The organism is Streptomyces sp. NPDC104307, assembly GCF_055584045.1.
This window is the reverse complement of the sequence record NZ_JBVJMU010000002.1, coordinates 477003-499846: the sequence shown is the minus strand read 5'-3', so window position 1 is coordinate 499846 and position 22844 is coordinate 477003. Positions and strand designations below refer to the sequence as shown.

General features: G+C 72.7%; 19 protein-coding genes and 1 tRNA gene. 8 read left to right on the top strand and 12 right to left on the bottom strand.

The annotated features are described in order from the left end of the window. Positions 1–103: 103 nt before the first annotated feature. Positions 104–1345 carry a M6 family metalloprotease domain-containing protein gene (locus tag ACZ601_RS08860; RefSeq protein ID WP_469535288.1) on the top strand — a complete coding sequence of 414 codons (1242 nt, stop codon included), beginning with the start codon at positions 104–106 and terminating at the stop codon, positions 1343–1345. 58 nt (positions 1346–1403) lie between these two features. Here the strand turns inward: ACZ601_RS08860 and ACZ601_RS08855 are convergent. The 7 genes from ACZ601_RS08855 to ACZ601_RS08825 form a co-directional block, all read right to left on the bottom strand. Continuing rightward, a tRNA-Lys gene (locus ACZ601_RS08855) sits at positions 1404–1477 on the bottom strand. Further along, positions 1468–2184, bottom strand: a complete 717-nt coding sequence (locus ACZ601_RS08850; RefSeq protein WP_469534808.1) for a bifunctional DNA primase/polymerase — start codon at positions 2182–2184, stop codon at positions 1468–1470. The genes ACZ601_RS08855 and ACZ601_RS08850 overlap by 10 nt, the downstream gene beginning before the upstream one ends. A 164-nt stretch (positions 2185–2348) precedes the next feature. Continuing rightward, positions 2349–2690 (bottom strand): hypothetical protein, encoded by a 342-nt coding sequence (locus ACZ601_RS08845; protein WP_389208623.1) that lies wholly within the window; start codon positions 2688–2690, stop codon positions 2349–2351. A gap of 116 nt (positions 2691–2806) precedes the next feature. Continuing rightward, positions 2807–4141, bottom strand: a complete 1335-nt coding sequence (locus tag ACZ601_RS08840; RefSeq protein WP_469534805.1) for an AAA domain-containing protein — start codon at positions 4139–4141, stop codon at positions 2807–2809. Further along, a complete protein-coding gene (locus ACZ601_RS08835) occupies positions 4138–5745 on the bottom strand; it encodes a hypothetical protein (RefSeq protein ID WP_469534803.1) in 1608 nt (535 codons plus the stop codon). Before ACZ601_RS08835 ends, ACZ601_RS08840 begins: the two co-directional genes overlap by 4 nt. After that, positions 5736–6950, bottom strand: a complete 1215-nt coding sequence (locus ACZ601_RS08830; protein ID WP_469534800.1) for a hypothetical protein — start codon at positions 6948–6950, stop codon at positions 5736–5738. The genes ACZ601_RS08835 and ACZ601_RS08830 overlap by 10 nt, the downstream gene beginning before the upstream one ends. Next, positions 6844–7827 (bottom strand): phosphatase PAP2 family protein, encoded by a 984-nt coding sequence (locus ACZ601_RS08825; RefSeq protein WP_440574762.1) that lies wholly within the window; start codon positions 7825–7827, stop codon positions 6844–6846. Before ACZ601_RS08825 ends, ACZ601_RS08830 begins: the two co-directional genes overlap by 107 nt. 301 nt (positions 7828–8128) lie before the next feature. Here ACZ601_RS08825 and ACZ601_RS08820 point away from each other — a divergent pair, with 301 nt between their 5' ends. Continuing rightward, positions 8129–8725, top strand: coding sequence for a histidine phosphatase family protein (locus ACZ601_RS08820; protein WP_469534795.1), 597 nt, complete (start codon positions 8129–8131; stop codon positions 8723–8725). 289 nt (positions 8726–9014) lie between these two features. Here ACZ601_RS08820 and ACZ601_RS08815 read toward each other — a convergent pair whose 3' ends face one another. Next, positions 9015–10370: a tetratricopeptide repeat protein gene (locus ACZ601_RS08815; protein ID WP_469534792.1), complete on the bottom strand. Its 1356-nt coding sequence runs from the start codon at positions 10368–10370 to the stop codon at positions 9015–9017. A 240-nt stretch (positions 10371–10610) separates the two neighbouring features. Between ACZ601_RS08815 and ACZ601_RS08810 the strand changes: the two genes are divergently transcribed. Both ACZ601_RS08810 and ACZ601_RS08805 read left to right on the top strand, forming a co-directional pair. Continuing rightward, a complete protein-coding gene (locus tag ACZ601_RS08810) occupies positions 10611–11081 on the top strand; it encodes a hypothetical protein (RefSeq protein ID WP_440578626.1) in 471 nt (156 codons plus the stop codon). 97 nt (positions 11082–11178) lie between these two features. Beyond that, positions 11179–12105: a spermidine synthase gene (locus tag ACZ601_RS08805; protein WP_469534788.1), complete on the top strand. Its 927-nt coding sequence runs from the start codon at positions 11179–11181 to the stop codon at positions 12103–12105. A gap of 21 nt (positions 12106–12126) precedes the next feature. Here the strand turns inward: ACZ601_RS08805 and ACZ601_RS08800 are convergent, their stop codons facing one another. Beyond that, positions 12127–12672 (bottom strand): hypothetical protein, encoded by a 546-nt coding sequence (locus ACZ601_RS08800; RefSeq protein ID WP_469534786.1) that lies wholly within the window; start codon positions 12670–12672, stop codon positions 12127–12129. Between the two features lie 80 nt (positions 12673–12752). Here ACZ601_RS08800 and ACZ601_RS08795 point away from each other — a divergent pair, with 80 nt between their 5' ends. The 3 genes from ACZ601_RS08795 to ACZ601_RS08785 all read left to right on the top strand — a co-directional run bounded on the left by ACZ601_RS08795 (position 12753) and on the right by ACZ601_RS08785 (position 16528). Then, the gene (locus tag ACZ601_RS08795; RefSeq protein ID WP_311305551.1) at positions 12753–13463 is read left to right on the top strand and encodes a response regulator transcription factor; all 711 of its coding nucleotides are present in this window, start codon (positions 12753–12755) and stop codon (positions 13461–13463) included. After that, on the top strand, positions 13460–14905 hold the full coding sequence (locus ACZ601_RS08790) for a HAMP domain-containing sensor histidine kinase (protein WP_469534782.1): 1446 nt from the start codon (positions 13460–13462) through the stop codon (positions 14903–14905). Before ACZ601_RS08795 ends, ACZ601_RS08790 begins: the two co-directional genes overlap by 4 nt. Before the next feature lie 129 nt (positions 14906–15034). Beyond that, positions 15035–16528: a glycoside hydrolase family 18 protein gene (locus ACZ601_RS08785; protein ID WP_469534778.1), complete on the top strand. Its 1494-nt coding sequence runs from the start codon at positions 15035–15037 to the stop codon at positions 16526–16528. A gap of 74 nt (positions 16529–16602) precedes the next feature. Here ACZ601_RS08785 and ACZ601_RS08780 read toward each other — a convergent pair whose 3' ends face one another. Then, complete coding sequence (locus ACZ601_RS08780) at positions 16603–18444, bottom strand: 2-isopropylmalate synthase (protein ID WP_469534775.1); 1842 nt, start codon at positions 18442–18444, stop codon at positions 16603–16605. A 173-nt stretch (positions 18445–18617) separates the two neighbouring features. Between ACZ601_RS08780 and ACZ601_RS08775 the strand changes: the two genes are divergently transcribed. Beyond that, complete coding sequence (locus tag ACZ601_RS08775) at positions 18618–19310, top strand: FadR/GntR family transcriptional regulator (RefSeq protein WP_469534770.1); 693 nt, start codon at positions 18618–18620, stop codon at positions 19308–19310. Between the two features lie 94 nt (positions 19311–19404). Here the strand turns inward: ACZ601_RS08775 and ACZ601_RS08770 are convergent, their stop codons facing one another. Both ACZ601_RS08770 and aspT read right to left on the bottom strand, forming a co-directional pair. Next, positions 19405–21066, bottom strand: a complete 1662-nt coding sequence (locus tag ACZ601_RS08770) for a bifunctional aspartate transaminase/aspartate 4-decarboxylase (protein WP_440577666.1) — start codon at positions 21064–21066, stop codon at positions 19405–19407. Positions 21067–21140: 74 nt separating this feature from the next. Continuing rightward, entirely contained in the window at positions 21141–22844 is a 1704-nt protein-coding gene (gene aspT / locus ACZ601_RS08765) for an aspartate-alanine antiporter (RefSeq protein ID WP_469534767.1), read from the bottom strand.

Genomic DNA, 22844 nt, shown 5'->3' with positions numbered 1-22844 from the left:
CCGACTGGGGCAGCTCAACAGGACGTAACGCCTGAATCGCCACAGGGTGGTCGGGAGGGTGCTGGAGATTCCAGGCGTCCGCATCCCGCACCCGGAGGTAGATGTGCCGCGTCAGCACGGACCCGGAGGAGTGGTGAGGCCGAGTCCGCGCGCGGTGACGGCCGGCCTGGTCTCCCTGCTGGCGGTCGCCGCCACCTCCCTCGTCGCGGGTCCCGCCGCGGCCGCCACCGGTGCGGCCGCCGCCTGCGCGCTGCCCCGCACCTCGGCTCACCACTCGCTGGGCCTGGACGAGTGGAACGGCGCCTACCCGCGCCCCGACCATCCGCTCGACGCCGTGATGGTCTTCCTCTCGTTCCCGGACGCCCGGCCCGTCACCACCCCCGCCGAACTCACCGCGGACTACTTCCCCGCCACCACCCGGTTCTTCCAGCGCGCCAGTTACGGAAAGTTCACCCTGCGCCCGCACCCGCAGAAGCGGTGGATCCAGATGCCCAAGCCGTCGGTCCAGTACGGCATAAGGCGTGACTGGTCCAGCGACCGGCGCAGCGCCTATCTGCACGACGCGATCGACGCGGCCGACCCCGAGGTGGACTTCTCGAAGTACGACATCGTCTACCTCGTCGCGGACCCGGACGCCCCGGGCGTGGACTCCGACGCCACCAAGGTCGTCAATTTCGATCAGCCGCTGCACGCCGACGGTACGGACATCAGGCGCGTCGTCACCGTTTTCGAACAGCACCCGCCGGACCACAACGTGCTGGCCCACGAGACCGGACACGTCTTCGACCTGCCCGACCTCTACCACCGGCCCTCGGACGGCAAGGGCGACTGGGACACCTACGTGGGCGACTGGGACGTGATGGGCAGCCAGTTCGGGCTCGCTCCCGACCTCTTCGGCTGGCACAAGTGGAAGCTGGGCTGGCTGGACGACCGGCAGGTGGTCTGCGTCCAGAGCGACCGGGTGCTCACCCTGGAGCCGATGGCCGCCGTGCCGGTGCCCGGCGCGTCCATCGGGACCCGGCTCGCGGTGATCAGGACGGGCGAGGGCAGCGCCGTGGGGATCGAGGCTCGCAGCGCCACCGGCAACGACCGGTCGACGTGCAGCGAGGGCGTACTGCTCTACCGGATCCGCAACGAGACCCCGTCGGGCGGCGGGCCGGTCGACGTCATCGACACCCACCCGGGCACCGACGCCTGCTGGGAACAGTCGGTCTATCCGCCGCTCGCGGACGCCCCGCTGCGGGTCGGTGAGACGTTCTCCGTGCCCGGCGGGCACACCACGATCGAGGTCGCCGACCGGACCCCGTCCGGCGCCTGGACGGTCCGGATCACCACCGGAACATAATCGCGAGGACCACAACGAAGAAGCCCCCTCGCTCTCGCAAGGGGGCTTCTTCCGTCTGTGCGCCGCCAGGGACTCGAACCCCGGACCCGCTGATTAAGAGTCAGCTGCTCTAACCAACTGAGCTAGCGGCGCCTGCTGACGTCGTAGACCTTAGCACCCTGATCGACGGGAGGAAAAATCGAAATACGGGGCCCCGACGAGGGCACGGAGCGGGCCACCCGCACACACGCCCAGAGCAGTACGTCGGGTCCGGGCAGCCAGGGGCTGCGGGTGTCGGGGGCGACCACCCAGCGGGGGCCCGAGGCGTTCGTTCCGCAGGTCAGGGGCGGCACGGTCACCGCGTCCCCGGTGCCGTGACAGAGCAGCGGGGGCACCTTCCGGCCGCTCTCGTCCTGCCCCGCCGAACCCCCCGCGGAGCGGGACGTGGCGCCCCCGCCCCACTCCTCCCAGTCGAGCAGCGAGGGCAGCCGCTGGGCGGTCCCGGGGGAGGCGAAGAGCAGCATCCGGCCGCGGTGCGTGGCGACCGGTCCGGAGCCCGGCCCGTCCGCCCAGAGGTGTTCGAGCATCCGGCGTCCGAAGAGCGTGGGCACGTTCACCACATCGAAGGACGAGCCGCACGGCAGCACACCGGGGGCGGACGGGTGCGACTCCCACTGGCTCAGGGCGCTGCGCGGGTACGCCGCCGCGCCGGCCAGCCAGGCGGCACCGGCCGCGGTCACCTGAGCCGTCTGGTTACCGGCCTGCTCGCGCAGGACGGCGAACACGTCAGCGGCCCGGTCTTCCCGGTAGGGGCCGTTGCCGTGATGCAGGGTCGTTTCGTCTGGCAGCCATGCGGTCATGCACACAGGTCTACCGGGAGTGATCAAGCGGATTCCGAGAGTTGCCGGAAATCGGGACAGGCCGGGGTGGCGAGGAGTATCTTGCCCCAGGGCATATGCCAGTGGTTCTACCCACAGTCAGCATTCAGTCATTATCAGCCGTCGCCCCGGCGTGTCGGCCTTGCTCAGGGCCTGGGGTCGTTCAGCAGGCTCCGGCCGAACTCGACCATCTTCGTCGCGTAGTCCTCCGTCCACTCCGCCCGCCGCGCGATGTCCGCCGTGGTGAGCCGGTCGAACCGGCGCGGATCGGCCAGCTGGGCGGCGGCGATCGCCTGGAACTCGACCGCCCGGTCGGTCGCGGCGCGGAACGCCAGGGCCAGCTCGGTGGAACGGCTCAGCAGCTCCTTCGGATCCTCCATCGACTCCAGGTCGAAGAAGTGCTCCGGATCGGCGACCGACGCCGACGGCTCGAAGAGCAGGGGTGCGGGGCGCAGCCGCTGCCGCTCGTTCCGCTCGGGTTGTGCCATGTGGTTGTTCCTCCTCCGGTGGGCCCGACGGCCACCCTCTATTGTCCAGCCCGCCGCAAGGGCGCCCGGAACGTGCCAGGGGGGCGTGTGCGGAGCCGCTCCCCGCGCCCCCGGGCTCAACGCCCCCAGCGCACCCGGTGTTCCGCCAGGTGCGCCAGCACCCGGTGGTTCGCCTCCCAGCCGTCCGGGAACTTCACGGTGACACCCAGCTGCACCGGCTCCGTCGACGGGTGCTCGTCGAGCAGTTCCGCGACGCCCGCGCGGCAGACCACGATGCAGGCGTGCCGGTGGCGCGAGGCCAGCACGCACAGCCGGCCCGTCTCCAGATGGAACGCCGTGGCGTCCGGCCGCCCGGACAGCGGGTGCAGGACCACCGTCACATCGAACTCCCGGCCCTGGAGCCGGTTCGCGGTGTCCACCGCGACGCCCGTCACCCCCAGCTCCGCGAGCGCCGCCCGCACCGCCGCCGCCTGGTCGCGGTGGGCCGTGCCGACCGCGATCCGGTCCGCCGTCACCGGGGCCGGGTCCGGGGAACGCTCGCTGGTGGCCGCGCCGCCCCGGTCCAGGAGCCGGCGCACCACCGTGGCCACCGCCCGGACCGCCTCCGGGTCCGTGCGCGGGGTGTGCCGGGCGGGCAGCTCAAGGAGACCCCAGCCGGACTCCGCGGCCTCGTCCAGCACCCGGTCGGCCGCCGAGCCGTCCGAGCCGACGCCGAACGACAGCAGCCGGTCCCCGTGGTCCGTACCGCTGCGGAACGGGGTGTACGGGTAGAACGCGTCAGAGACCAGCTGCGCGGCCGACGCGGGCAGCCGCCAGGAGACCGGCAGCCGGCGCTGCGGCAGCTCCGGATTGTGCGCCAGCAAGGTGGAGACCGCGCTCGCGGACGGGTCGTAGCTCAGCCCCGCCCACTGGTCCGCGCCGACGATCGAGAACGGGTCGAGCTGGCCCGGATCGCCCACGAACAGGGCCCGCTCGAAGAGCCCGGCGACGGCCAGCAGCGCGTCGGAGCGCATCTGGTACGCCTCGTCGACGATCGCGTGCCCCCACGGCTCGACGTTCTTCACATGGGCCCACTTGGCGGCCGTCGAGATGACGATGTCCAGCCCGGCCAGATCCGCCGCCTTCGCCGACTTGCGTACGTTGTCCAGCCCGTCCAGCACCTTGTCGTACGGGTCCGAGTCGCTGCTGTGCAGCCGGCCGACCGGGAGCCCGGGGTCCTTCTCGGCCAGCCGCACCACCAGGTCGTCGACCTGGGCGTTCGTCTGCGCGACGACCATCAGCGGGCGCCCGGCCGCCGCGAGTTCGAGCGCGGCGCGGACCACCAGGGTCGACTTGCCCGCGCCCGGCGGGGAGTCCACCACGATGCCGCGCGCGGTGCCGTTCAGCGTGTCGTCCAGGATCTGGGCGGTGGCCCGGCCCGCCGCCGCCCCCGGGTCGAGTCGGTCGCTCACAGCAGGTCCTCCGGGGTCACGGGGTCGGGGCGCTCGGCCGTCGCACCGGCGCCCGGCGGGCCGCCGTGGGTCCACGGGGTCTCCTCCGCGTCCGGCAGCTTCGGGCCACCGCGCTGATCGTGCTCGAACAGGGTCCAGGCGATCTTGTCGCCCGGCTCCGGGACGGACCCCGGCGCCGGCTCCTTGCCCCGGCCCATCCGGTCGGTGATCCGCAGCACCAGCGCGGGCGGCTCGCCCTCCTCCGCCGGCCCGTACCCGGCGAACTCGGCGGTCTGCGGCTTGCCGTCCAGCGAGCGGTAGACCTTGACCCGCTCACCCAGCTGCGGCTGCTCGTCGGTGCGGACGGTCACCAGCGGGCGCGGCGAGGGGCGCTTCGACTCGGTGTACGTCATCTCCACCCCGGTCACCTCCCCGAGGAACGCCTCGCCCGCCAGCCGCCGGCCGGCCAGCACCAGCGGATCGTCCAGCGCCTCCTGGGCCTCCAGCTGCGCCTGGGCGGTCTCCCGAGAGGCGAGCTTGCGGGCCGCCGTCACCGCGTCGTCCCGGCGCGGCTGCGGCGGCTCCCCGGACCGCACCCGGTCGCGGTGGCCGGTGAACGACCAGCGGTCACGCGTCCAGCGGTCCTCGGCCCTGGCCCCCTCCGGCAGCTCCCGCAGCAGGTCCAGGCCCCGCCACACGGCGTCCCAGGTCGGCCGCAGCACATCCGCCAGCAGGCCCCTGATCTCCCGCTCGGCCGCCGTCAGCGCGGCGAGCCCGGCATCGGCCGCCAGCCCGTCCTCCGCGGCGGCCAGCGCGGTGCGCGCGCGGTCGTACCGCTCGATCGCGGGGGCCAGCAGCCGGTTGTCGAAGTCCGGATCGGTGGCCGGTCCGGCGGGCGGGCACAGCAGCTGCCCCGCGCGGTCCCGGGCCAGCTCGGCGCGGAGCGCCGCCTCGGCCCCGGACTCGCCGGCCGGCGGATCGACCCAGGCGAGCAGGGCGCCCAGGTGCTGGTCCTCCAGGCTGGACTGGCCGCTCGCCCAGTGCCGGTTGAGGAGATCCGTGCAGGCCAGCAGCAGCGAGGAGCCCGGCACCCGGGCCCGCTCGCCGTAGTGGGTCAGCCAGCGGCCCAGCAGCGGGACGCGGGCGGGCGCCGGATACGGGGTGTCGGGGTCGTCCTCCGCGGTGCGCCGGAACCGCATGGAGCGGCCCAGCAGCCGGACGAACTCGATGCCCGCCCGGCTCGGCACGATCAGCTGTGCGGCGTCCGTGCACAGCTCGGTCTCGACCTTGACCTTCTTGCCGGTCGCGGGGTCGCTCTCGCTGCGCTCTGCGGGTTCGACCACATCGGCGTACGACTCGATGTGCGGCAGCACCGCCTCCGCCAGCTCCGCGAGGAACGCGAACCGCAGATCCCGGTCGCGCGGCTGGGCCACGACCAGCAGCCGGGGCGCGTCCCGCTCGGAGCCGACGAGCGCGCCGAGCGGGGCGCCCGCCTCGCCGGACGTGGTCAGCGGCACCAGGACCAGCGGCCGGTCCGTGAGGCGGCGGTGGCGGACTGTGGCCAGCGGCTGCGCGCGGCCGCTCTCCACGGCCTCCAGCCTGGCCAGGGTGGAGATCAGTGGCATCCGGACCCGCCCTCAGGACCTGTCCGGTGGATCAGGGCCGGTGAGGCGCTGAGCGCCTCGGCGCGCAGCGCGGCGGCGTGGCGCAGCGCGGAGACCGTCGGGTCCGCCGGATCGCCCTCCTTGCCGGCGGCCGCGGCCAGCACCGCGCCGACCGTGGTCAGCCCGCCGAGCTCGCCCCGCACACTGCGCCCCAGCGCCTCCACGGCGCCCTCGGCGCGCGCCTTGCCCCGGCAGTGGAAGGCCAGTTCGCAGGCGGCCAGGCACTCCGGCGCGTACGCCGCGGTGACCGACTCGACGGCGCGGCCCAGCTCCTCCGGGGAGCGCTCCGGGTCGAACGTGGTGCCCTCGGGCAGGGCCGCCGCGATGTCCTCGATCCGGGTGAGCCGGATGAGCTGGCGGCGGGTGACCGCACACTGCTTGCGCACGTCGACGACGGAGGCGGCCGGCAGGTTGGAGAAGTCCTTGGGGCAGACCAGCAGCACCCGGTGGCCGACCTGCGCCCCCTCGGTGGCGGCGGCGATCCGCTCCAGCGCCAGCACGTAGACCGCGGACTGGCGGGCGGCCGCGCCGACCTTCGCCGCGTCGGCGGAACCGTCGAGCATCGGGAAGGACTTGATCTCGACGACCGTCCAGGTGCCGTCGGGGTGCACCACCACCGCGTCCGGCTCCAGATAGGCGGGCGAACCCGCCACCTCCAGGGCCAGCATGGGGTGGTCCAGGAGCGCCCAGCCGCCCGACCCGGTGGCCTCCCGCAGGGCCAGCGCGGTGCGCGCGGCGCGGCCCTCGGGACCGGCGGCGCTCAGATCGGGCACCGTGACATCGCGCGGGGGTTCGCCGGGCTCACCGAGCCGCTCGTGCAGCAGCCGCATCAGCTCCGTACCGCCGTCGGCCTTGACCTTGGCCTCGAAGGCGTTGCCCCGCATGAAGGCGAACTGGGACTGGCCGAAGGGGGCCGGTGAGCCGAGCGCGGTGGCCAGCGCGGTCTTGTCGACCCCGGCCCCGTCGAGCAGGGCGCGCCGCTTGCAGCCGGGGTTGGCGGCGAGGGCGGCCAGTGCGCGGGCGTCCAGCGGACGGGGTGCGACGGCCGGGCCCCTCAGCTCAGCGAGCCGCTGCCGCAGTGTCACCGCCGACCGTACGTCCCGCGGCGCTGGTGGCCGGGGCGGGGACGTCGGCCGGGGCAGGTGGACCGGCCGGTGCCGGGGCATCGGTGGGATCTGCGGAGGAGGTCCGCTGGCCGGGGATTCGCTCACCCGTGGAAGTCTTGCATCCGGCACTGACATCCGGGGACACCGTGGCCGTACTCCCCCGTGCGAAGCGGGCCTTGGCCGCGTCGGCGACCTTGTCGGCGAGCCGGGTCACGTACCGGCCGAGCAGGGCGCCGAGACCCATCACGACGGCACCGGCCACCGCGTCGAGGAAGTAGTGGTTGGCGGTGCCCATCACCACGAAGATGGTGATCAGCGGGTAGGCGACGCCTGCCGCCCGGACGAGCGGGTGGCGCCCGTGGCGCCAGATGAGGATCCCGCACCACAGCGCCCAGCCGACGTGCAGGCTCGGCATCGCCGCGTACTGATTGGTCATTCCGCCCATGCCGCGCGGCGCGGACGCCTCCGTGCCCCACCAGCCGTACGAGCTGTACTGCGCCATCGTGTCGACGAAGCCGTGTCCGGCGGCCAGCAGCCGCGGCGGGCAGGTCGGCATCAGCGTGAAGCCGATCAGGCCGAGCATCGTGGAGGTCATCAGCCAGGTGCGGGCCCTGCGGTAGGCCTGCGAGTGCCGCCGGAACATCCAGATGAGCACGGCCGGGGTTATCAGGTAGTGCAGCGACGCGTACGCGAAGTCGGCGGGTATCCCGATCGAGGAGTGCGCGGTGAGCAGCCGGTTCAGCGGGTGCTCGAAGTTGATACGGAGCGTCTGTTCCAGGTCCAGGATGCGCAGTCCGTGGTCGACGGCCGCAGAGACGTCGCCGCGCACCAGCAGTCTGCCGCCCGAATACGCCGCGTACACCAGGGCGAGCAGCGGGAGCTCGGTCCACCAGCGGGGCCGGGGGCGCTGCGCGGGCGCGGTGGTGGCAGGCGGCATCCGGAAGTTCTCCATCATGAGTTCATGCGGCCGACGGCGGACGTTCAACCGTACGGTGCGGTGCGGCCGGGATTCCCCCAGGGGTGCGCTCGGCACCCCTCAGCCGCTCTGTTCGGTCTGCGTTGAGAGGGACGCCCGTACGGCCCCAGGGGTTGCGTCACGCGCGTGTGCGGGATGATGGAAAACCGGACGTTCCGTTCCCACCCGTTCACCCGTAGCGTGTCGGACGGTTGCGTCCCTGTCGATGTCCAAGATCTCAGATCCCAGCATCAGAGGTCTCAGTTTCAGGGAGAGCCGTTACATGGCACCGCGAATCCTGCTTGCCCGGCACGGCCAGACGGAATGGTCCGTCAACGGCAATCACACCGGCAGGACGGACATCCCCCTGCTCGACACCGGGCGCGAGGGCGCCAAGCTGCTCGGGGAGCGGCTGCACCGGGGCCCGTGGGTGGATCTGCCCGGTCTGGAGGTCCGGACCAGCCCGCTGGTGCGGGCCTCGGAGACCTGCGAGCTCGCGGGGTTCGGCGAGCGGGCCGAGCCGTGGGACGCGCTGATGGAGTGGGACTACGGGGCGTACGAGGGGATGACGCCGGCCGCGATCAAGGCGGGCCGCCCGGACTGGTTCATCTGGCGCGACGGGGTCCCGGAGGGGGAGACCCTGGCCGAGCTCTCCGCCCGTGCGGACGAGGTCGTGGAGTGGGCCCTGTCGGCCGACCGCGATGTCCTGGTCTTCGCCCACGGCCACATCCTGCGGGCGCTGGGGGCGCGGTGGCTGGGCGAGGACGTGTCCTTCGCGGCGCGCATCCGGCTGGAGCCGACGTCGCTGTCCGTCCTGGGCTGGGCCTACGGGACGCCGGCCCTGGAACGCTGGAACGACACGGGTCACCTGGAGCGGTAACGCCTGCCGCTGGGGCCCTGCCCGCCCGGTGTCCGGCGGCCCGGGGTAAATCCAGCCCGTCCGGCGTTTGAGGACGGAACCCCGCGCCCCGGTCCGGGTGCATCGATCTGCCCTCAAGCGCCGGGCGGGCTGGTTTTCGCACCCCGATCCGGGCAGAGGGTTCCGTCCTCAAACGCCGGACGGGCTGGGGTTGGCCGGGGTGGTCGGGGAGCGCGCTCCCAGAGGCGAGGCCCGTCCGTCCTCGAAGGCCGGACGGGCCGGGCCGGCAGGCTGAGGCCCCCCGAGAGCGCTACGCGCTCGCCGTGCCGTGGCGGTCGAGGAAGTCCGTGATGTCGACGGAGCCCCGGCCCCGGGGCCTCAGGACCGCCACCGCGCCGGCCAGCATCGTCCTGATCCGGGAGGACCGGACCTGGTCCAGCAGGTCCAGCACCTGGTGGCCCGTGGCCGCCGCCTCCTCCGCGAGGCCCGCGCGGGCCAGGTCCGTGGTCAGCTCGGCCCGGTACAGCGCCAGGTTCCGGGTGAAGTGCGGGTCCTGCAGCCGCGTCGCACGCCGCGCGTGCCTGGCCGCACGCGACCAGTCGCCGAGCGCCGCCCAGCACTGCGCCTCCAGCATCTCCAGCTCCGCCTCCCGGAAGAAGCTCATCCACTCCGGGTCCGACGGGGCGGGCCCCTGCCCGAACGCGGTGTGCGCCCGGCCGAGCGCCCGCTCACAGCCCGTACGGTCCCCGAGCCCCGCCCGGCCGCCCGCCTCCCGCAGCGAGAGCAGCGCCATCAGCCGCGGCGAGCCCAGCGGCCGCGCGGCCCGCAGCCCCGCCTCCGCGGCCCGCAGCGACTCGCGCGAGCGCCCGGTGTCCCTGGCCAGGAACGACGCGTTGCAGAAGGCGTGCGCCTCCAGCGCGTGGTCCCCGGCCACCCGCGCCGTGGCCAGCGCCTCCGCGTAGTGCGAGCGGGCGTCCTCGAACCGGCCGGAGTCATGGGCCAGCCAGCCCACCGAGATCGCCAGCTCACCGGCCCCGGAGTGCAGCCGGTCCGCCGTGGACCGCCGGGTCGTGGTTCCGGAGTCGAGCAGCGCGTACGCCGCGCGCAGCGGCTGCGAGGCGCGGCGGTACAGGCCGTCACCCCCGTGCCGGTCGTCCAGCAGACGGATCTGCCGTACCGCCTTCTCGACGGCGTGCACCTCCGCCTCGCCGACCCGCCGCTGCGCGGGCAGGGAGACGGAGGCGGCCATGCCGCCCAGGCCCAGGCTCAGGGACGCGGCCGCCATCGTGGTGGAGCCGCTTGTCATGAATACGCGACGCAGCACGTCGCACTCCTCGTCGGTGTCGCTGCCGAGCAGCGGCGAAGTCGGGGACGAAGGGGCGTCCGCAGCGGACGGAGCCCCCCGGCCGCGTACCGATTCACGCGGCGAGAAGCCCAGGTCCACCAGGGTCGCCCCGGGGAACATGTGCAGGAAGACCCGCTCGTACGCGTAGTTCGGGCAACGGATCTCGCCGGACTCCACGCGTCCGATGTACCGGGCGTCGCACGCGACCTGCTCGCCGATCTCGCGGGCGGACCTGCGTACCGCGGCAGCGAACTCCCCGGCGGAGCGCTGTCCGCGCAGCCGCCGGAAGGCGAGGTTGGGAACTGCCTGTGTCGACACCATGGCGGGACCCTCTCTGGTGCGAGCCGGGCGATTGATTCCGGTGTCCCGGCGGGCAAGAACGTACCTGCTGTGACAAGTCCCACACGCTGCGTTTACTGACAAAACGGGTATCTCGCCCGCGATCCGCCATGAACTGCCACCCTTTGCGGCGGTGTGGGGCCGTAGCCCTTGACGTGCTCCGCGCGTTGGTCCATGTGGCGACGGAGTCCGGCTCCGCCCGGCGATGAGAGGAGAGGTCCCTTGTTGCACACCGACATGGCGACCGGCTCGCGGACGACCGCGACAACGGCCGCACAGACCGCGACGACCGGCCCCATGGCACCCGCGCAGGAGGCGGCCGCGTCCGGCCCGCTCCCCGGCGCGGAACCCTGCGACGTGGTGACCGTTCCCGCCCGGCAGGGCCTGGAGGCAGTGGACATCCTGCGCCGGGGCGCCGACCAGGAGGCCGTCGGCCCGGTCCTGCACGACGGGACGTGCGCCACCCTCGGCTTCCTGGTGCCGTCCGGCACTGCCGAGGCCTGGGACGTACCGGGCAGTGCCTGTACGCAGTCCGACGGCCGGGGGTTCCGCGTCCCCGCCGAGCCGCCCGTCCCCGGCAGCGACTGGCTGCTGCCGCCCGGCGACGACACCTCGGTCACCGACCCGGCCGCGCTGCGGGCCGCGCTCGACCAGGCCGCCCGGCTGATCGAGGCGGCCGACAACTGCCGCTGAGCCCATAATGTCCGCAGGGGCGGTGAGCGCGGCCGCCCCGCACGGCCGGACCCGGCCGGTCCCGGACCCCATGAGCATTGAGCAGGTACGAGCGGCAATGGCACGTCGAGGAGGCTCCGGCGGAGCGGGGAGCAGCAAGCAGCGCCCGGACCGCAGGACCGACCGCAAGGCGGCCCGCGGCTCCGGGCACCCCGGGGGCAACGTCTCGGAACCGGTGGACGGCGGCCTCGCCGAGCTGGTCCCCGACCGGGAACGCAGACGCGCCTGGACGCTGACGATCGATGGCGCCCCGCAGTCCCATGTGGACCTCGAAGACCCGGCGTACCTCTCCTTCGAGTACCAGCGCCGGATCGGCCACATCGCGGACCTGGCCGCGCCCGCAGGGCAGCCGCTGCACGTCGTGCACCTGGGCGGCGGGGCCTTCACGCTCGCCCGCTACATCGCGGCGACCCGGCCCCGCTCCACCCAGCAGATCGTCGAGGTGGACGCGGCGCTCGTCCAGCTGGTGCGCCGGGAACTGCCGCTGGACCCGCAGGCCAGGATCAGGGTCAGGGCCACCGACGCCCGCGCCGGGCTCGGGAAGATCCAGGACGGCTGGGCGGACCTCGTCATCGCGGATGTCTTCAGCGGCGCCAGGACCCCCGCCCACCTCACCAGCACCGAGTTCCTCGCGGAGGTGCGCCGCGTCCTGAAGCCCGGCGGGAGCTACGTGGCCAACCTCGCGGACGGGCCCCCGCTCGCCCATCTGCGCGGCCAGATCGCCACCGCCGCCACCGTCTTCCCCGAGCTGGCGCTCGCCGCGGACCCGACCGTGTTCCGCGGCCGGCGCTTCGGCAACGCCGTACTGCTCGCCTCCGACGTGGTGCCGAAGCTCGCGGAGCTGACCCGCCGGGTGGCGACCGATCCGCATCCGGGGCGCGTCGAACACGGCCGGGCCCTCGCGGACTTCACCGGGGGCGCGGCCCCGGTGCACGACGCCGACGCCAGGCCCTCGCCGCCGCCACCCGCGTCCGCCTTCGACTGAGCGCCCGCCGACGCAACGCCGTCAGTTCACGATCTCGACCCTCGGCGGATAGCCGTTCCAGGTGCAGAACACCGAGACCGTCGTGCCGTCGTCCCGGGCGAAGTTGACCCGGATCCAGGCCGGTTCCGTCCACACCTGCATCGACCAGCCCTGCTCCGGCGTCGCGGACACCAGCTTCGCACTGTCCGCGCCCAGCTCGAACACGACCCGTCCGCCGTCCGTCGCGTAACTCCGCGCCGTCCCCGCGGGGGTGGCCGTGGCAGTGGGCCGAGGCGTGCCCGCCGGGGCGTGCGAGCGCGCGGGGGAGGGGCTCACCGACGTCACGGACGGCTTCGGGGCGGAAGCGGTCCTGTCGGCGCCGGGTGAGGGTGACGGGGACGGCTCGGGGCGGTGCGTCGAGGACGACAGGGTCTCCGTGGCCGCCCGCGCGCTCGCGGAGATCGGCACCGCGCGCGGCGGGTCGTACGCCGTCCCCGCCATCACCGTGTGCACACCCCACCACGACAGCGTGACCGCGGCGCCGGTGGCGAGCGACCACGCGAGCCCGTGTACGAGTCCTCGTCGCATCCGGCACATCCTGCACCATGGGGGACCGTCCTCCGGATCGGGGCGGCCCCGGAGGTCCCCGATGGCGTACGGTGCCGCCCATGCCAAGTGTGCTTGTGGTCGAGGACGACCAGTTCGTACGTTCCGCCCTCATCCGGCACCTGACCGAGGCGTCCCACACCGTACGGAGTGTCGGCACCGCGCTCGAAGCGCTGCGCGAGGTCGCCCACTTCCGCTTCGACGTGGTCATCCTCGATCTCGGGCTGCCCGATCTCGACGGCTCGGAGGCGCTCAAGATGCTGCGCGGCATCACCGACGTGCCCGTCATCATCGCGACCGCCCGGGACGACGAGAGCGAGATCGTCCGGCTGCTCAACGACGGTGCGGACGACTACCTGACCAAACCCTTCTCCGTGGAGCACCTCGCCGCGCGGATGGCCGCCGTACTGCGCCGCTCGCGCGCGGCCGAGGGACGGTCGGCCTCCCCGCGCGTCATCCGGGTCGGCGGGCTCTCCATCGACCCGCTGCGGCGACTGGCCGAACTCGACGGCACCGACCTCGACCTCACCCGGCGGGAGTTCGACCTGCTGACCTTCCTGGCCGGCCGGCCGGGCGTCGTCGTCCCGCGCAAGGAACTCCTCGCCGAGGTCTGGCAGCAGTCGTACGGGGACGACCAGACCATCGACGTCCACCTGTCCTGGCTCCGCCGGAAACTGGGCGAGACGGCCGCCCGGCCCCGCTACCTGCACACCCTGCGCGGCGTCGGCGTGAAACTCCAGCCGCCCGCCGCGCCCCCGGAGCAGCCCGCATGAGATGGGCGCTCGTCAAGGTCTGCCTGGCCGTCACCGCGATGGTCGTGATCGCCTTCGCCGTCCCCCTCGGTCTCGTCGTCAAGGAGATGGCCAGCGACCGGGCGTTCTCCGACGCCGAACGGCAGGCCGCGACGATCGGCCCCACGCTCTCCATCACCACCGACCGCGCCGAACTCCTCAAGGCCGTGCTCACCACGGAACCCGGCGCCCATGACCGGATGGCCGTCCACATACCCGCCGCCGCGGAGGCCGACAGGCAGGCGGTGGAGATCGGCCGCCGGCGCGCCACCCGCAAGGACCTGGAGACCGTACGGGCATCGGGGCGCGCCTCCATCTCCGAGGTGCCCGGCGGCTCCGCGCTCCTCCAGCCCACCGCGCTCGGCGCCGGGGGCACCGCCGTAGTCGAGGTGTTCGTGCCCGATGCCGAGGTCTCCAACGGGGTCACCACCGCCTGGCTGATGCTGGCGGGTGTCGGCATCGCGCTGATCGTCGGCTCGGTCGCGGTGGCCGACCGGCTCGGCGTACGCATGGTGGAGCCCGCCCGGCGGCTCGCCGGGGCCGCCCAGGACCTGGGGGAGGGGCGGCTCGGGACCAGGGTGCCGGAGGAGGGCCCGACCGAACTGCACTCCGCCGCCGTCGCGTTCAACTCCATGGCCGACCAGGTCGTCCAGCTCCTCGCCAACGAACGCGAACTGGCCGCCGACCTCTCGCACCGGCTGCGCACCCCGCTCACCGTGCTGCGGCTCAACGCCGCCTCGCTCGGGGAGGGCCCGGCGGCCGAGCAGACCCGGGCGGCCGTCGAGCAGCTGGAGCGCGAGGTCGACACGATCATCAGGACCGCCCGGGAGCAGCGCCCGCAGACCCAGGGGCAGGGCGGCGGTCCGGGGGCCGGCTGCGACGCCTCCGAGGTGATCCGCGAACGCATGGCCTTCTGGTCCGCGCTGGCCGAGGACGAGGGCCGCGAGGTGCGCCTCGCCGGGGTGGACCGCACGGTACGCATCCCGGTGGCCCGCCCCGAACTGGCGGCGGCGCTGGACGCGCTGCTCGGCAACGTCTTCCGGCACACCCCGGAGGGCACCGCCTTCGCCGTGGACGTGTACCACAGCGGCGACGCGGTGATCGTGCTGGTCTCGGACGCGGGCGGCGGCATCGCGGACCCCAGGGCGGCGCTGGCGCGCGGCGGCAACGGACAGGGCGGCGCGAAGGGCGCGGTGGGCTCGACCGGGCTCGGCCTCGACATCGTCCGCCGGGTCGCGGAGTCCACCGGCGGCGATGTGCGCATCGGCCGCTCGGTGCTCGGCGGCACGGAGGTGCGCGTCTGGATCGGGCTCGGCGGGCAGCGGCCGAAGGGGCGCGGGCACCGGCTCGGGCGGCAGCGGCGCGCGGTGAACCGGCGGGGTACGGGGGCCCGGTTCCGCTCCGGAACGGGCCCGAACCTTTAGACCGGCCGATGCGCTCCTTAAGCCCACCCTAAGAACATCAACTCCGTTCCCAAGTGCCGCATTTGCCGGAATCAGTACCGCTAGCGTGCTCTCGCATCCCCCACTTCCGTATGACGAGGCAGGAACGCGATGGGCACCAGCACGCACCGGCGCACGGCGAGCACCCGGACCAAAGCGGTCGGCGCGGTCGTCGCCGCCGCCGTGATCGGCGGAACGGTCTTCGCCCTCACCGGCACGGCCCAGGCATCGGCGGTCGGCGCCGCCTACACCAGGACCAGCGGCTGGACGGGCGGCTACACCGCGCAGTACGTCGTCACCAACGACACGGACCGGGCCAAGTCCGGCTGGACGCTGGAGTTCGACCTCCCGGCGGGCACGAAGCTCAGCTCCCTCTGGAACGGCGAGCACACCGTCGACGGCGGCCACGTCACCGTCAAGCCGTCGAGCTGGGACAAGGAACTGGCCCCCGGCAAGTCCGTCACCATCGGCTTCGTCACCAGCTCGGACGGTAAAACAGCCGATTCCGGCGCGGACGACAAGGCGACCGACCCCACCGGCTGCCTCATCGACGGCGCCAAGTGCTCCGTCGACACCGGCGCCACCCCGGAGCCCAGCGGCCGCCCCACCGGCACCGCGACCCCCACCCCCACCTCCACCCCCACCGGGTCCGGCACCCCCACGCCGACCCCCACCAAGACCGAGGCGGGCGGCGGCAGCGGCGGTACGGCGAGCGGGGCGGGCTTCGCCCCGTACGTCGACACCTCCCTCTACCCCGCCTTCGACCTCACCGGCACCGCCACCAAGACCGGCGTCAAGCAGTTCAACCTCGCCTTCATCACCTCCGGCGGCAGCTGCGCCCCGCTCTGGGGCGGCGTCACCGGCCTCGGTGACGACCAGGTCGCCTCCCAGATCGACGGCCTGCGCGCGGCGGGCGGCGACGTCCGGGTCTCCTTCGGCGGCGCGTCCGGTTCCGAGCTGGCACTGAACTGCACCTCGGCGGCCGACCTGGCCGAGGCCTACGGCAAGGTCGTGGACACCTACAAGCTGACCAAGGTCGACTTCGACATCGAGGGCGGCGCGCTCCCCGACACCGCGGCCAACTCCCGTCGCTCCCAGGCCATCGCGCAGCTCCAGAAGGACCACCCCGGCCTGGACGTCTCCTTCACCCTGCCGGTGATGCCGGAGGGCCTGACCCAGCCCGGGGTGGACCTGGTCGCCGACGCGAAGAAGAACGGCGTCGACGTCGGGGCCGTCAACATCATGGCGATGGACTACGGCGCCTCGTACAGCGGTGACATGGGTGAGTACGCGATCCAGGCGGCCACCGCCACCCAGGCCCAGATCAAGGGCGTGCTCGGGCTCTCGGACGCGGACGCCTGGAAGGCCGTCGCCGTCACCCCGATGATCGGGGTCAACGACGTCAGCACCGAGATCTTCAAGGTCGAGGACGCCACCCAGCTGGTGGAGTTCGCCCAGCAGAAGGGCCTGGCCTGGCTCGCGATGTGGTCGGGCACCCGGGACAAGGAGTGCGAGGGCGGTGCGAAGCCGACCGCCGACGCGTCGTGCAGCTCGATCGCCCAGGAGCCGCTCGCCTTCACCAAGGCGTTCGGCGCCTACAAGTAGCCACCACCCCCTCGCGCATCCCGGCCGGTCCCCACGTCCCCCCACAACCGGCCGGGGTGCGCCCCCATATGTCCTCAGGCGCCGGACGGGCCTGATGTCGCCCGGTTGACCGCCGACAGCACCGCCGCCGCCGACGCCGCGAGCGCGGACGCGTCCTGGCCCGCCCCCCAGCGGACCTCGCCGTCCACCCGGCACTCCGCGTACGCGGTCACCGTGGACCAGGCCGCGTCCGCCCCGTGCTCCGAGAAGTCGAGGATCGTGACCTCCACCCCGGCGGCCGCCAGCGCGTCCGTGAACGCGGACACCGTGCCGGCGCCCGTGCCCTCGTAGTCGCCCTCCCGCCCGTCCACCCGCAGCGTGCAGACGAACCGCCGGCCACCGGCCGGATCGCGCTCCGCGGACCAGGACGTCAGGGCGATCGTCCCGTCCCGGCCCGGGGTCAGGTACGTGGCCTCGAACAGCTCCCACAGATCCTTCGCCGTGGCCTCCAGACCGCTGTCGTCGGTCGCGTCCTGCACCGCACGGGAGAAGTCCGCCCGCATCCGGACCGGCAGGTCCACCCCGTGGTTCCCGCGCAGCAGATGGGCGATGCCGCCCTTGCCGGACTGGCTGTTGACCCGGATGACGGCCTCGTAGCCGCGTCCCACGTCCGCCGGGTCGATCGGCAGGTACGGCACCGACCACACCTCGGAGCTGCTGCTCTCGTGGTGCGCGAACCCCTTGCTGATCGCGTCCTGGTGGGTGCCGGAGAACGCGGTGTAGACCAGTTCGCCGGCGTACGGATGGCGCGGCGGCACCGGCAGCCGGTTGCAGTGCTCGACCGTGCGGCGGATCTCGTCGATGTCCGAGAAGTCGATCATCGGGTCGATGCCCTGGGCGTGCAGGTTCAGCGCCAGGTTGACCAGGTCGACGTTGCCGGTGCGCTCCCCGTTGCCGAACAGGCAGCCCTCCACGCGCTGCGCCCCGGCCAGCACCGCCAGTTCCGCGCACGCCACCCCCGTACCCCGGTCGTTGTGCGGGTGGACGGAGAGGATCACCGAATCGCGCCGGTCGAGGTGGCGGTGCATGTACTCGATCTGGTCGGCGTAGACGTTGGGCGTCGCGATCTCCACCGTGGCCGGCAGGTTGTGGATCACCGGGCGGTCCGGTGAGGCGTCCCACAGCTCGGTCAGGCTGTTGCAGATCTCCAGTACGTAGTCCGGCTCGGTGAGGATGAAGACCTCGGGCGAGAACTCGAACCGGATGTCCGCGCCGGGCCTGGCCCGCGCGAGGCGCTCCATCCGCCGCGCGGCGTCCAGCACCACCCCGTGCACCCCGGCCCGGTCGCGTCCCAGGACGACGTCCCGCCAGACGGGGGCGGTCGGGATGTAGAGGTGGACGACCACCCGGTCCATCCCCGTCACGGACTCGAAGGTCCGCTCGATCAGATCCGCCCTGGCCGGGGTGAAGACGACCACCGTCACGTCGTCCGGCACCGCCCCGCTGGTGGCCAGGTGCCGGACGAAGTCGAAGTCGGTGCGGCTCGCGGACGGGTAGCCGATCTCGATCTCCTTGAAGCCCATTGCGACGAGCAGATCGAACATCCGGCGCTTGCGCGGGGTGTCCATCGGCTCGGCCAGCGCCTGGTTGCCGTCCCGCAGGTCGACCGGTACCCAGAGCGGGGGCCGCTCGATCCGGGCCTGCGGCCAGGTGCGCCCGGTCAGCGGGATCTCGACGCGGTCGAAGGCGGAACGGTAGCGGTGTGACGGCATCGAGCTGGAGCGCTGCCGGTTCCAGCGGGGCGCGGCCGTGGGCACCGGCCCGCGCGGGGTGCGGATCGTGGGGAAGCCGTGCCCCGGTGACGGGGCGTCGGACATGGGCTCCGCCATGGACGCCGCGGTGGACGCGGACAGGGTCTGAGGCATGAACTCGGGCATGAGCGGGGTCTCTTCTCGCATCGCCGGACGCGACCGGCACAGCACGGCACCCCGCGGCGGGGTGCCGATCGCTTCAGGCCCCGCCGCGGCAGCCGAGAAGAAGGAGACCGCGGTACGTCATGGCAGGTAGAGTAGCCAGAAACCAACTCCTCAGACAACCTGACAGGTGAACCGTGTCCTCGCTCGGCCCGCTCAGCCCCAGCCCCTTGGTCGACCAGGCCGCCGGCCATCTGCGCGCGCAGATCACCGAGGGGCACTGGCCGGTCGGCACGAAGATCCCGGGCGAGACCACCCTCGCGAGAACACTGGGCGTGGGCCGCTCCACCGTCCGCGAGGCGGTACGCACCCTCGCGGCGCTCGGCCTGCTCCAGTCCCGCCAGGGGGCCGGTGTCTTCGTCATCGCGGACCACACGAGCGAGGACTGGCCGGTCCGGCTGCGCCGAGCCGCGGTCGCCGATGTCTACGAGGTGCGCATGCTGGTCGAGGTGCAGGCGGCCCGGCTGGCCGCCCGGCGCCGTACCGAAGAGGATCTGGCCGCCCTGGACGCGGCACTCGCGGCACGGCGGGCAGCGGGCGCGGGGCCCGACGACGGCTTCGTGGACGCGGACATCGCGCTGCACCGGGCCGTCCTGGCGGCCGCCCACAACCCGGTGCTCACCGACCTCTTCGCGGAGTTCGCCCCCGCGCTCCGCCAGGCGCTCATCGACCTGGTGGAGCTGACCGGCCTGCGCCGCGAAGACCCGCACCACGGCGACGCGGCCCATCAGGCGCTGGTCACGGCCGTCGTGGCGGGCGACGCGGAGGCGGCGGGCCGGGCCGCGCAGGCGGAGCTGGAGAAGACCCTGGCCCGCCTGCGCGCCGCCTGACCGGCCCGCGGCGCTTGACCGGCCCGCGTGCCGTCCCGCCCGCCCGGCCCGCGTCCCGCGCCGCCCGACCGGCCCGCGTCCGGTGCCGTCCCGCCTACGCGGCGCCCGCCCCCGAGTCCCGCCACTCCTGCGCGTACTCGTCGAAGATCGCCCGCAGCTGGTGCCCGATCTTCAGGTAGTCCAGGTCGTCCAGATTGGCCAGCGAGACCCGGACCGACCACTCGGGGCCGTCGAAGCCGCCACCGTTCAGCAGCACCACGGAGGTCTGCTCGGCCAGCCGGAACAGCGGGTCGACGGGCTCGTAGTTCTGCTCCAGATAGTCGGCGAACTCCTTGCCCAGGGTGCGCTCCGCCTCGGCCAGCAGGTCGAGTTCGATGTAGTACGCGGCCCGCTTGGGGTCCTCCGAGATCTTCATGTGGGCGCCCTCCAGCAGGAGTTCGAGGCGCTGGCGGACGATCGAGCGGATCCGGGCCTTGTACGCCTGGCCCTCGTCCAGCATGTCGAACAGCGAGAAGAGCGTCATCATCACCTGCTGCGGCAGCGAAAGGCCCGCCGTGTGGTTCAGCGCCACCTGCCGGGAGTCCGCGACCAGCCGGTCGATGAACCGGATCTTCTCCGGTTCCAGGGACAGCGTTCCGTACCGGCTGTCCAGCCGGGCCTTCTGCGCCGCGTCCTGGGCCCGCAGCATGTCGTCGATGACGTTGTCGTCGTGCAGCCCGATGACGCCGAGCCGCCAGCCGGTGGCGCCGTAGTGCTTGGAGTACGAGTACACCAGCAGCGTGTTGCGCGGCAGATCCGCGGCCAGCGAGCGGAAGCCCTCGACGAAGGTCCCGTACACGTCGTCCGTCACCACGATCAGGTTCGGGTTCCGGTCCGCGACGATGGACACGATCTGCTCGGCGACCTTCGGCGCGAGCGCGAGCGAGGGCGGGTTGCTCGGGTTGACGCAGCAGACCAGCCTGACCGAGGGATCGGCCAGCTTCTCGATCTCCTCCGGCGGGTAGCGCCACTGCCGCACACCGGTCTCGGTGAACAGGTTCGCCTCGACGCGGACGACGTCGAAGCCGTACGTGTCGAGCTCGGGGATCTCCAGGTACGGCGTGAACACCGGGACCATCAGGGCGATCCGGTCGCCCTTGTGCAGGATTCCGTTCTTCATCAGCGAGTCGAAGATGTAGCACATCGCCGCCGTGCCGCCCTCGGTCGCGAACAGGCTCAGGTGCTGGCCCTCCGGCGGCCGGTGGTCGAACATCTCGTCGGCCACGTACCCGCGCACGACCTGCTCCACATGCGTCAGGATGCGCCCCGGCACCGGGTAGTTGTCCCCGATCGAGGAGTCCGCCAGCTCGTGGACGAAGGCGTCCGGCACGAAGCCGAACCGCTTGACCGCCAGATCGATGCTCGACTGGAGCAGCTCGATCCCGGGCAGCTCCGGATGCGTGCGGACGAAGGTGGCGAAGCGCTCCGCGCAGCCGGCCTCCTCGGGCATCCCGCCCAGGTTGTCGGCCGTCCAGACCCGGCGGGACTCGGAGAGCGCGAAGTAGCCGAGCGCGTGGTACGCCTCCCGGGGTCCGGTGGCGATCCAGTTGGGATTGCCTCGGCCCGCGTTGAGCATGGCGCGCATCGCCTTGCCCTTCTGGCCGGGCTTGTCGCTCTGCTCGGCCTGGGCGATGCTGATGAACTTGTCCTTCAGCTCGAACGGGCTGAGCTGGGCGAAAGAGCGGATCTCGGCACGGCTGAGAGTGGCCTTGGGCATGTCTGCGCTCCCGTGTTCAGGTTCGGTGGTTGGGGATCACGAGCACGTTCGGTAGTTGGGGACACCGGGCACGTTCAGTGGTTGAGGATCACGATCACGGCGCCCCACACGGTCAGCAGCACGTTGCCGACGGCGTACGGGATCGTGTAGCCGAGCGTGGGGATCTGGGACTTGGAGGTCTCGTTGATGGCGCCGATCGCCGCCGTGGTGGTCTGGCCACCGGCCAGCACGCCCATCAGGATCGGGAATCTGATCTTCTGGATGTAGTGGCCCACCAGGAAGCCGACGAGCAGCGGTACGACCGTGGCGACGGCGCCCAGGAGCAGCAGTCCCCAGCCCGCGGAGGACAGACCGCTGGTGAAGCTGGGACCGGCGTTGATGCCGACCACCGCGACGAACATGCACAGCCCGAGGGTGTCCATGAACCACTGGGCGCCCGGCGGCACGTTCCCGTACGTCGGGTACTTGCCCCGGATCCAGCCGAAGACCAGCCCCATGATGAGGCCGCCGCCCGAGGTGGAGAGCGAGATCGGCACCCCGCCGGCGGTCAGCGCCGGAATGCCGATGCAGCCGCCGAGGAAGATGCCGAGGCCGACCCAGATCATGTCGGTGGCGAAGCTCGTCGGCACCGGCTTGCCGAGCTCCCGGCCCGCCGGGCCGACCAGCCGCTCGGGTCCGGTCAGCACCAGGGTGTCGCCGCGCTCGACCGGGGTGGAGAGCCGGAAGGGGAATTCGGCGCCCGCCCGGTAGATCTTCTCGATGTAGACACCGGCCATGAAGGGCTCCCGGCGCACCTCCGCCACCGTCCGCCCCAGCTGGGCCTTCTCGGAGGCCACCACGTGCAGGGTCTCCGTCCGGTACCCGAGCAGCGCCACGTCGTCCGCCTCCGCGCCCACGTGGGTACGGGCGTCGAAGTCCACCAGGTCGTGCCGCAGCGCGCTGACCGCGACGGTGTCGCCGTCCCGCAGCACCAGCGTCTGGGCCTGCGGCAGCACCGTTCCCTCTCGCCGGACCTGGGTGATGAACACGCGCCGGCCGAGCGCCTGCTGCTGGCTCTCGAAGTCCGCGATGCTGCGGCCGACGATGTCGGGGCGCTCGACCCGGTAGGCGCGCAGCACCGTCTCGTAGTAGCCCTCGCCCTCGTCCGGGCTGTCGTTCGGCGCGTCCAGTTCGGCGGCGAGCTCTGCGCTCTCCTTCGCCAGGTTCTTGCGGTAGAGCCGAGGCAGTACGTTGGCGAGCAGCATCGCGCACAGGATGGTGCCGAGCGGATACGTGACCGCGTAGCCGACCGCCACCAGGTTCTGCTCGGACTTCACCTGCGCGGAGGAGAGGCCGGGCAGGGTGCCGATGGCGTCCTGGGCGACACCGATGGCCGCGGACTGGGTGAGCGCGCCGCTCATCAGGCCGGCGCCGAGCCCTGGCCCGTAGCCGAGGATCGAGGCGAAGAGCCAGGAGACCAGCAGGCCGGTCACGCAGACCACGACCGCGTTGACGACCTGCGGCAGTCCGTCCTTGCGCAGCCCGCGGAAGAACTGCGGGCCCACCCGGTAGCCGAGGGCGAACAGGAACATGATGAAGAAGAGGTTCTTCACCGTTCCGTCGATCTGGACCTTGAACTGCGCCCCCAGCACCAGACCCGCGACCAGACAGCCCGTCACCGCACCCAGCGCGATGGCCTTGTAGCGGATCTTCCCGATCAGGAAGCCGAACGCGACGACCAGGAAGACCAGCAGTTCGGGATGGGGAGTGAAGATGTTGCGGTTCAGGAAATCGATCAT

Coding starts and splice junctions, on each gene's coding strand:
- ACZ601_RS08850 (WP_469534808.1), bottom strand. CDS start 2,184: ATGACCGCATGGCTGCCAGACGAAACGACCCTGCATCACGGCAACGGC.
- ACZ601_RS08845 (WP_389208623.1), bottom strand. CDS start 2,690: ATGGCACAACCCGAGCGGAACGAGCGGCAGCGGCTGCGCCCCGCACCC.
- ACZ601_RS08835 (WP_469534803.1), bottom strand. CDS start 5,745: ATGCCACTGATCTCCACCCTGGCCAGGCTGGAGGCCGTGGAGAGCGGC.
- ACZ601_RS08830 (WP_469534800.1), bottom strand. CDS start 6,950: ATGCCCCGGCACCGGCCGGTCCACCTGCCCCGGCCGACGTCCCCGCCC.
- ACZ601_RS08825 (WP_440574762.1), bottom strand. CDS start 7,827: ATGCCGCCTGCCACCACCGCGCCCGCGCAGCGCCCCCGGCCCCGCTGG.
- ACZ601_RS08820 (WP_469534795.1), top strand. CDS start 8,129: ATGGCACCGCGAATCCTGCTTGCCCGGCACGGCCAGACGGAATGGTCC.
- ACZ601_RS08815 (WP_469534792.1), bottom strand. CDS start 10,370: ATGGTGTCGACACAGGCAGTTCCCAACCTCGCCTTCCGGCGGCTGCGC.
- ACZ601_RS08805 (WP_469534788.1), top strand. CDS start 11,179: ATGGCACGTCGAGGAGGCTCCGGCGGAGCGGGGAGCAGCAAGCAGCGC.
- ACZ601_RS08800 (WP_469534786.1), bottom strand. CDS start 12,672: ATGCGACGAGGACTCGTACACGGGCTCGCGTGGTCGCTCGCCACCGGC.
- ACZ601_RS08795 (WP_311305551.1), top strand. CDS start 12,753: ATGCCAAGTGTGCTTGTGGTCGAGGACGACCAGTTCGTACGTTCCGCC.
- ACZ601_RS08790 (WP_469534782.1), top strand. CDS start 13,460: ATGAGATGGGCGCTCGTCAAGGTCTGCCTGGCCGTCACCGCGATGGTC.
- ACZ601_RS08785 (WP_469534778.1), top strand. CDS start 15,035: ATGGGCACCAGCACGCACCGGCGCACGGCGAGCACCCGGACCAAAGCG.
- ACZ601_RS08780 (WP_469534775.1), bottom strand. CDS start 18,444: ATGCCCGAGTTCATGCCTCAGACCCTGTCCGCGTCCACCGCGGCGTCC.
- ACZ601_RS08770 (WP_440577666.1), bottom strand. CDS start 21,066: ATGCCCAAGGCCACTCTCAGCCGTGCCGAGATCCGCTCTTTCGCCCAG.
- aspT (WP_469534767.1), bottom strand. CDS start 22,844: ATGATCGATTTCCTGAACCGCAACATCTTCACTCCCCATCCCGAACTG.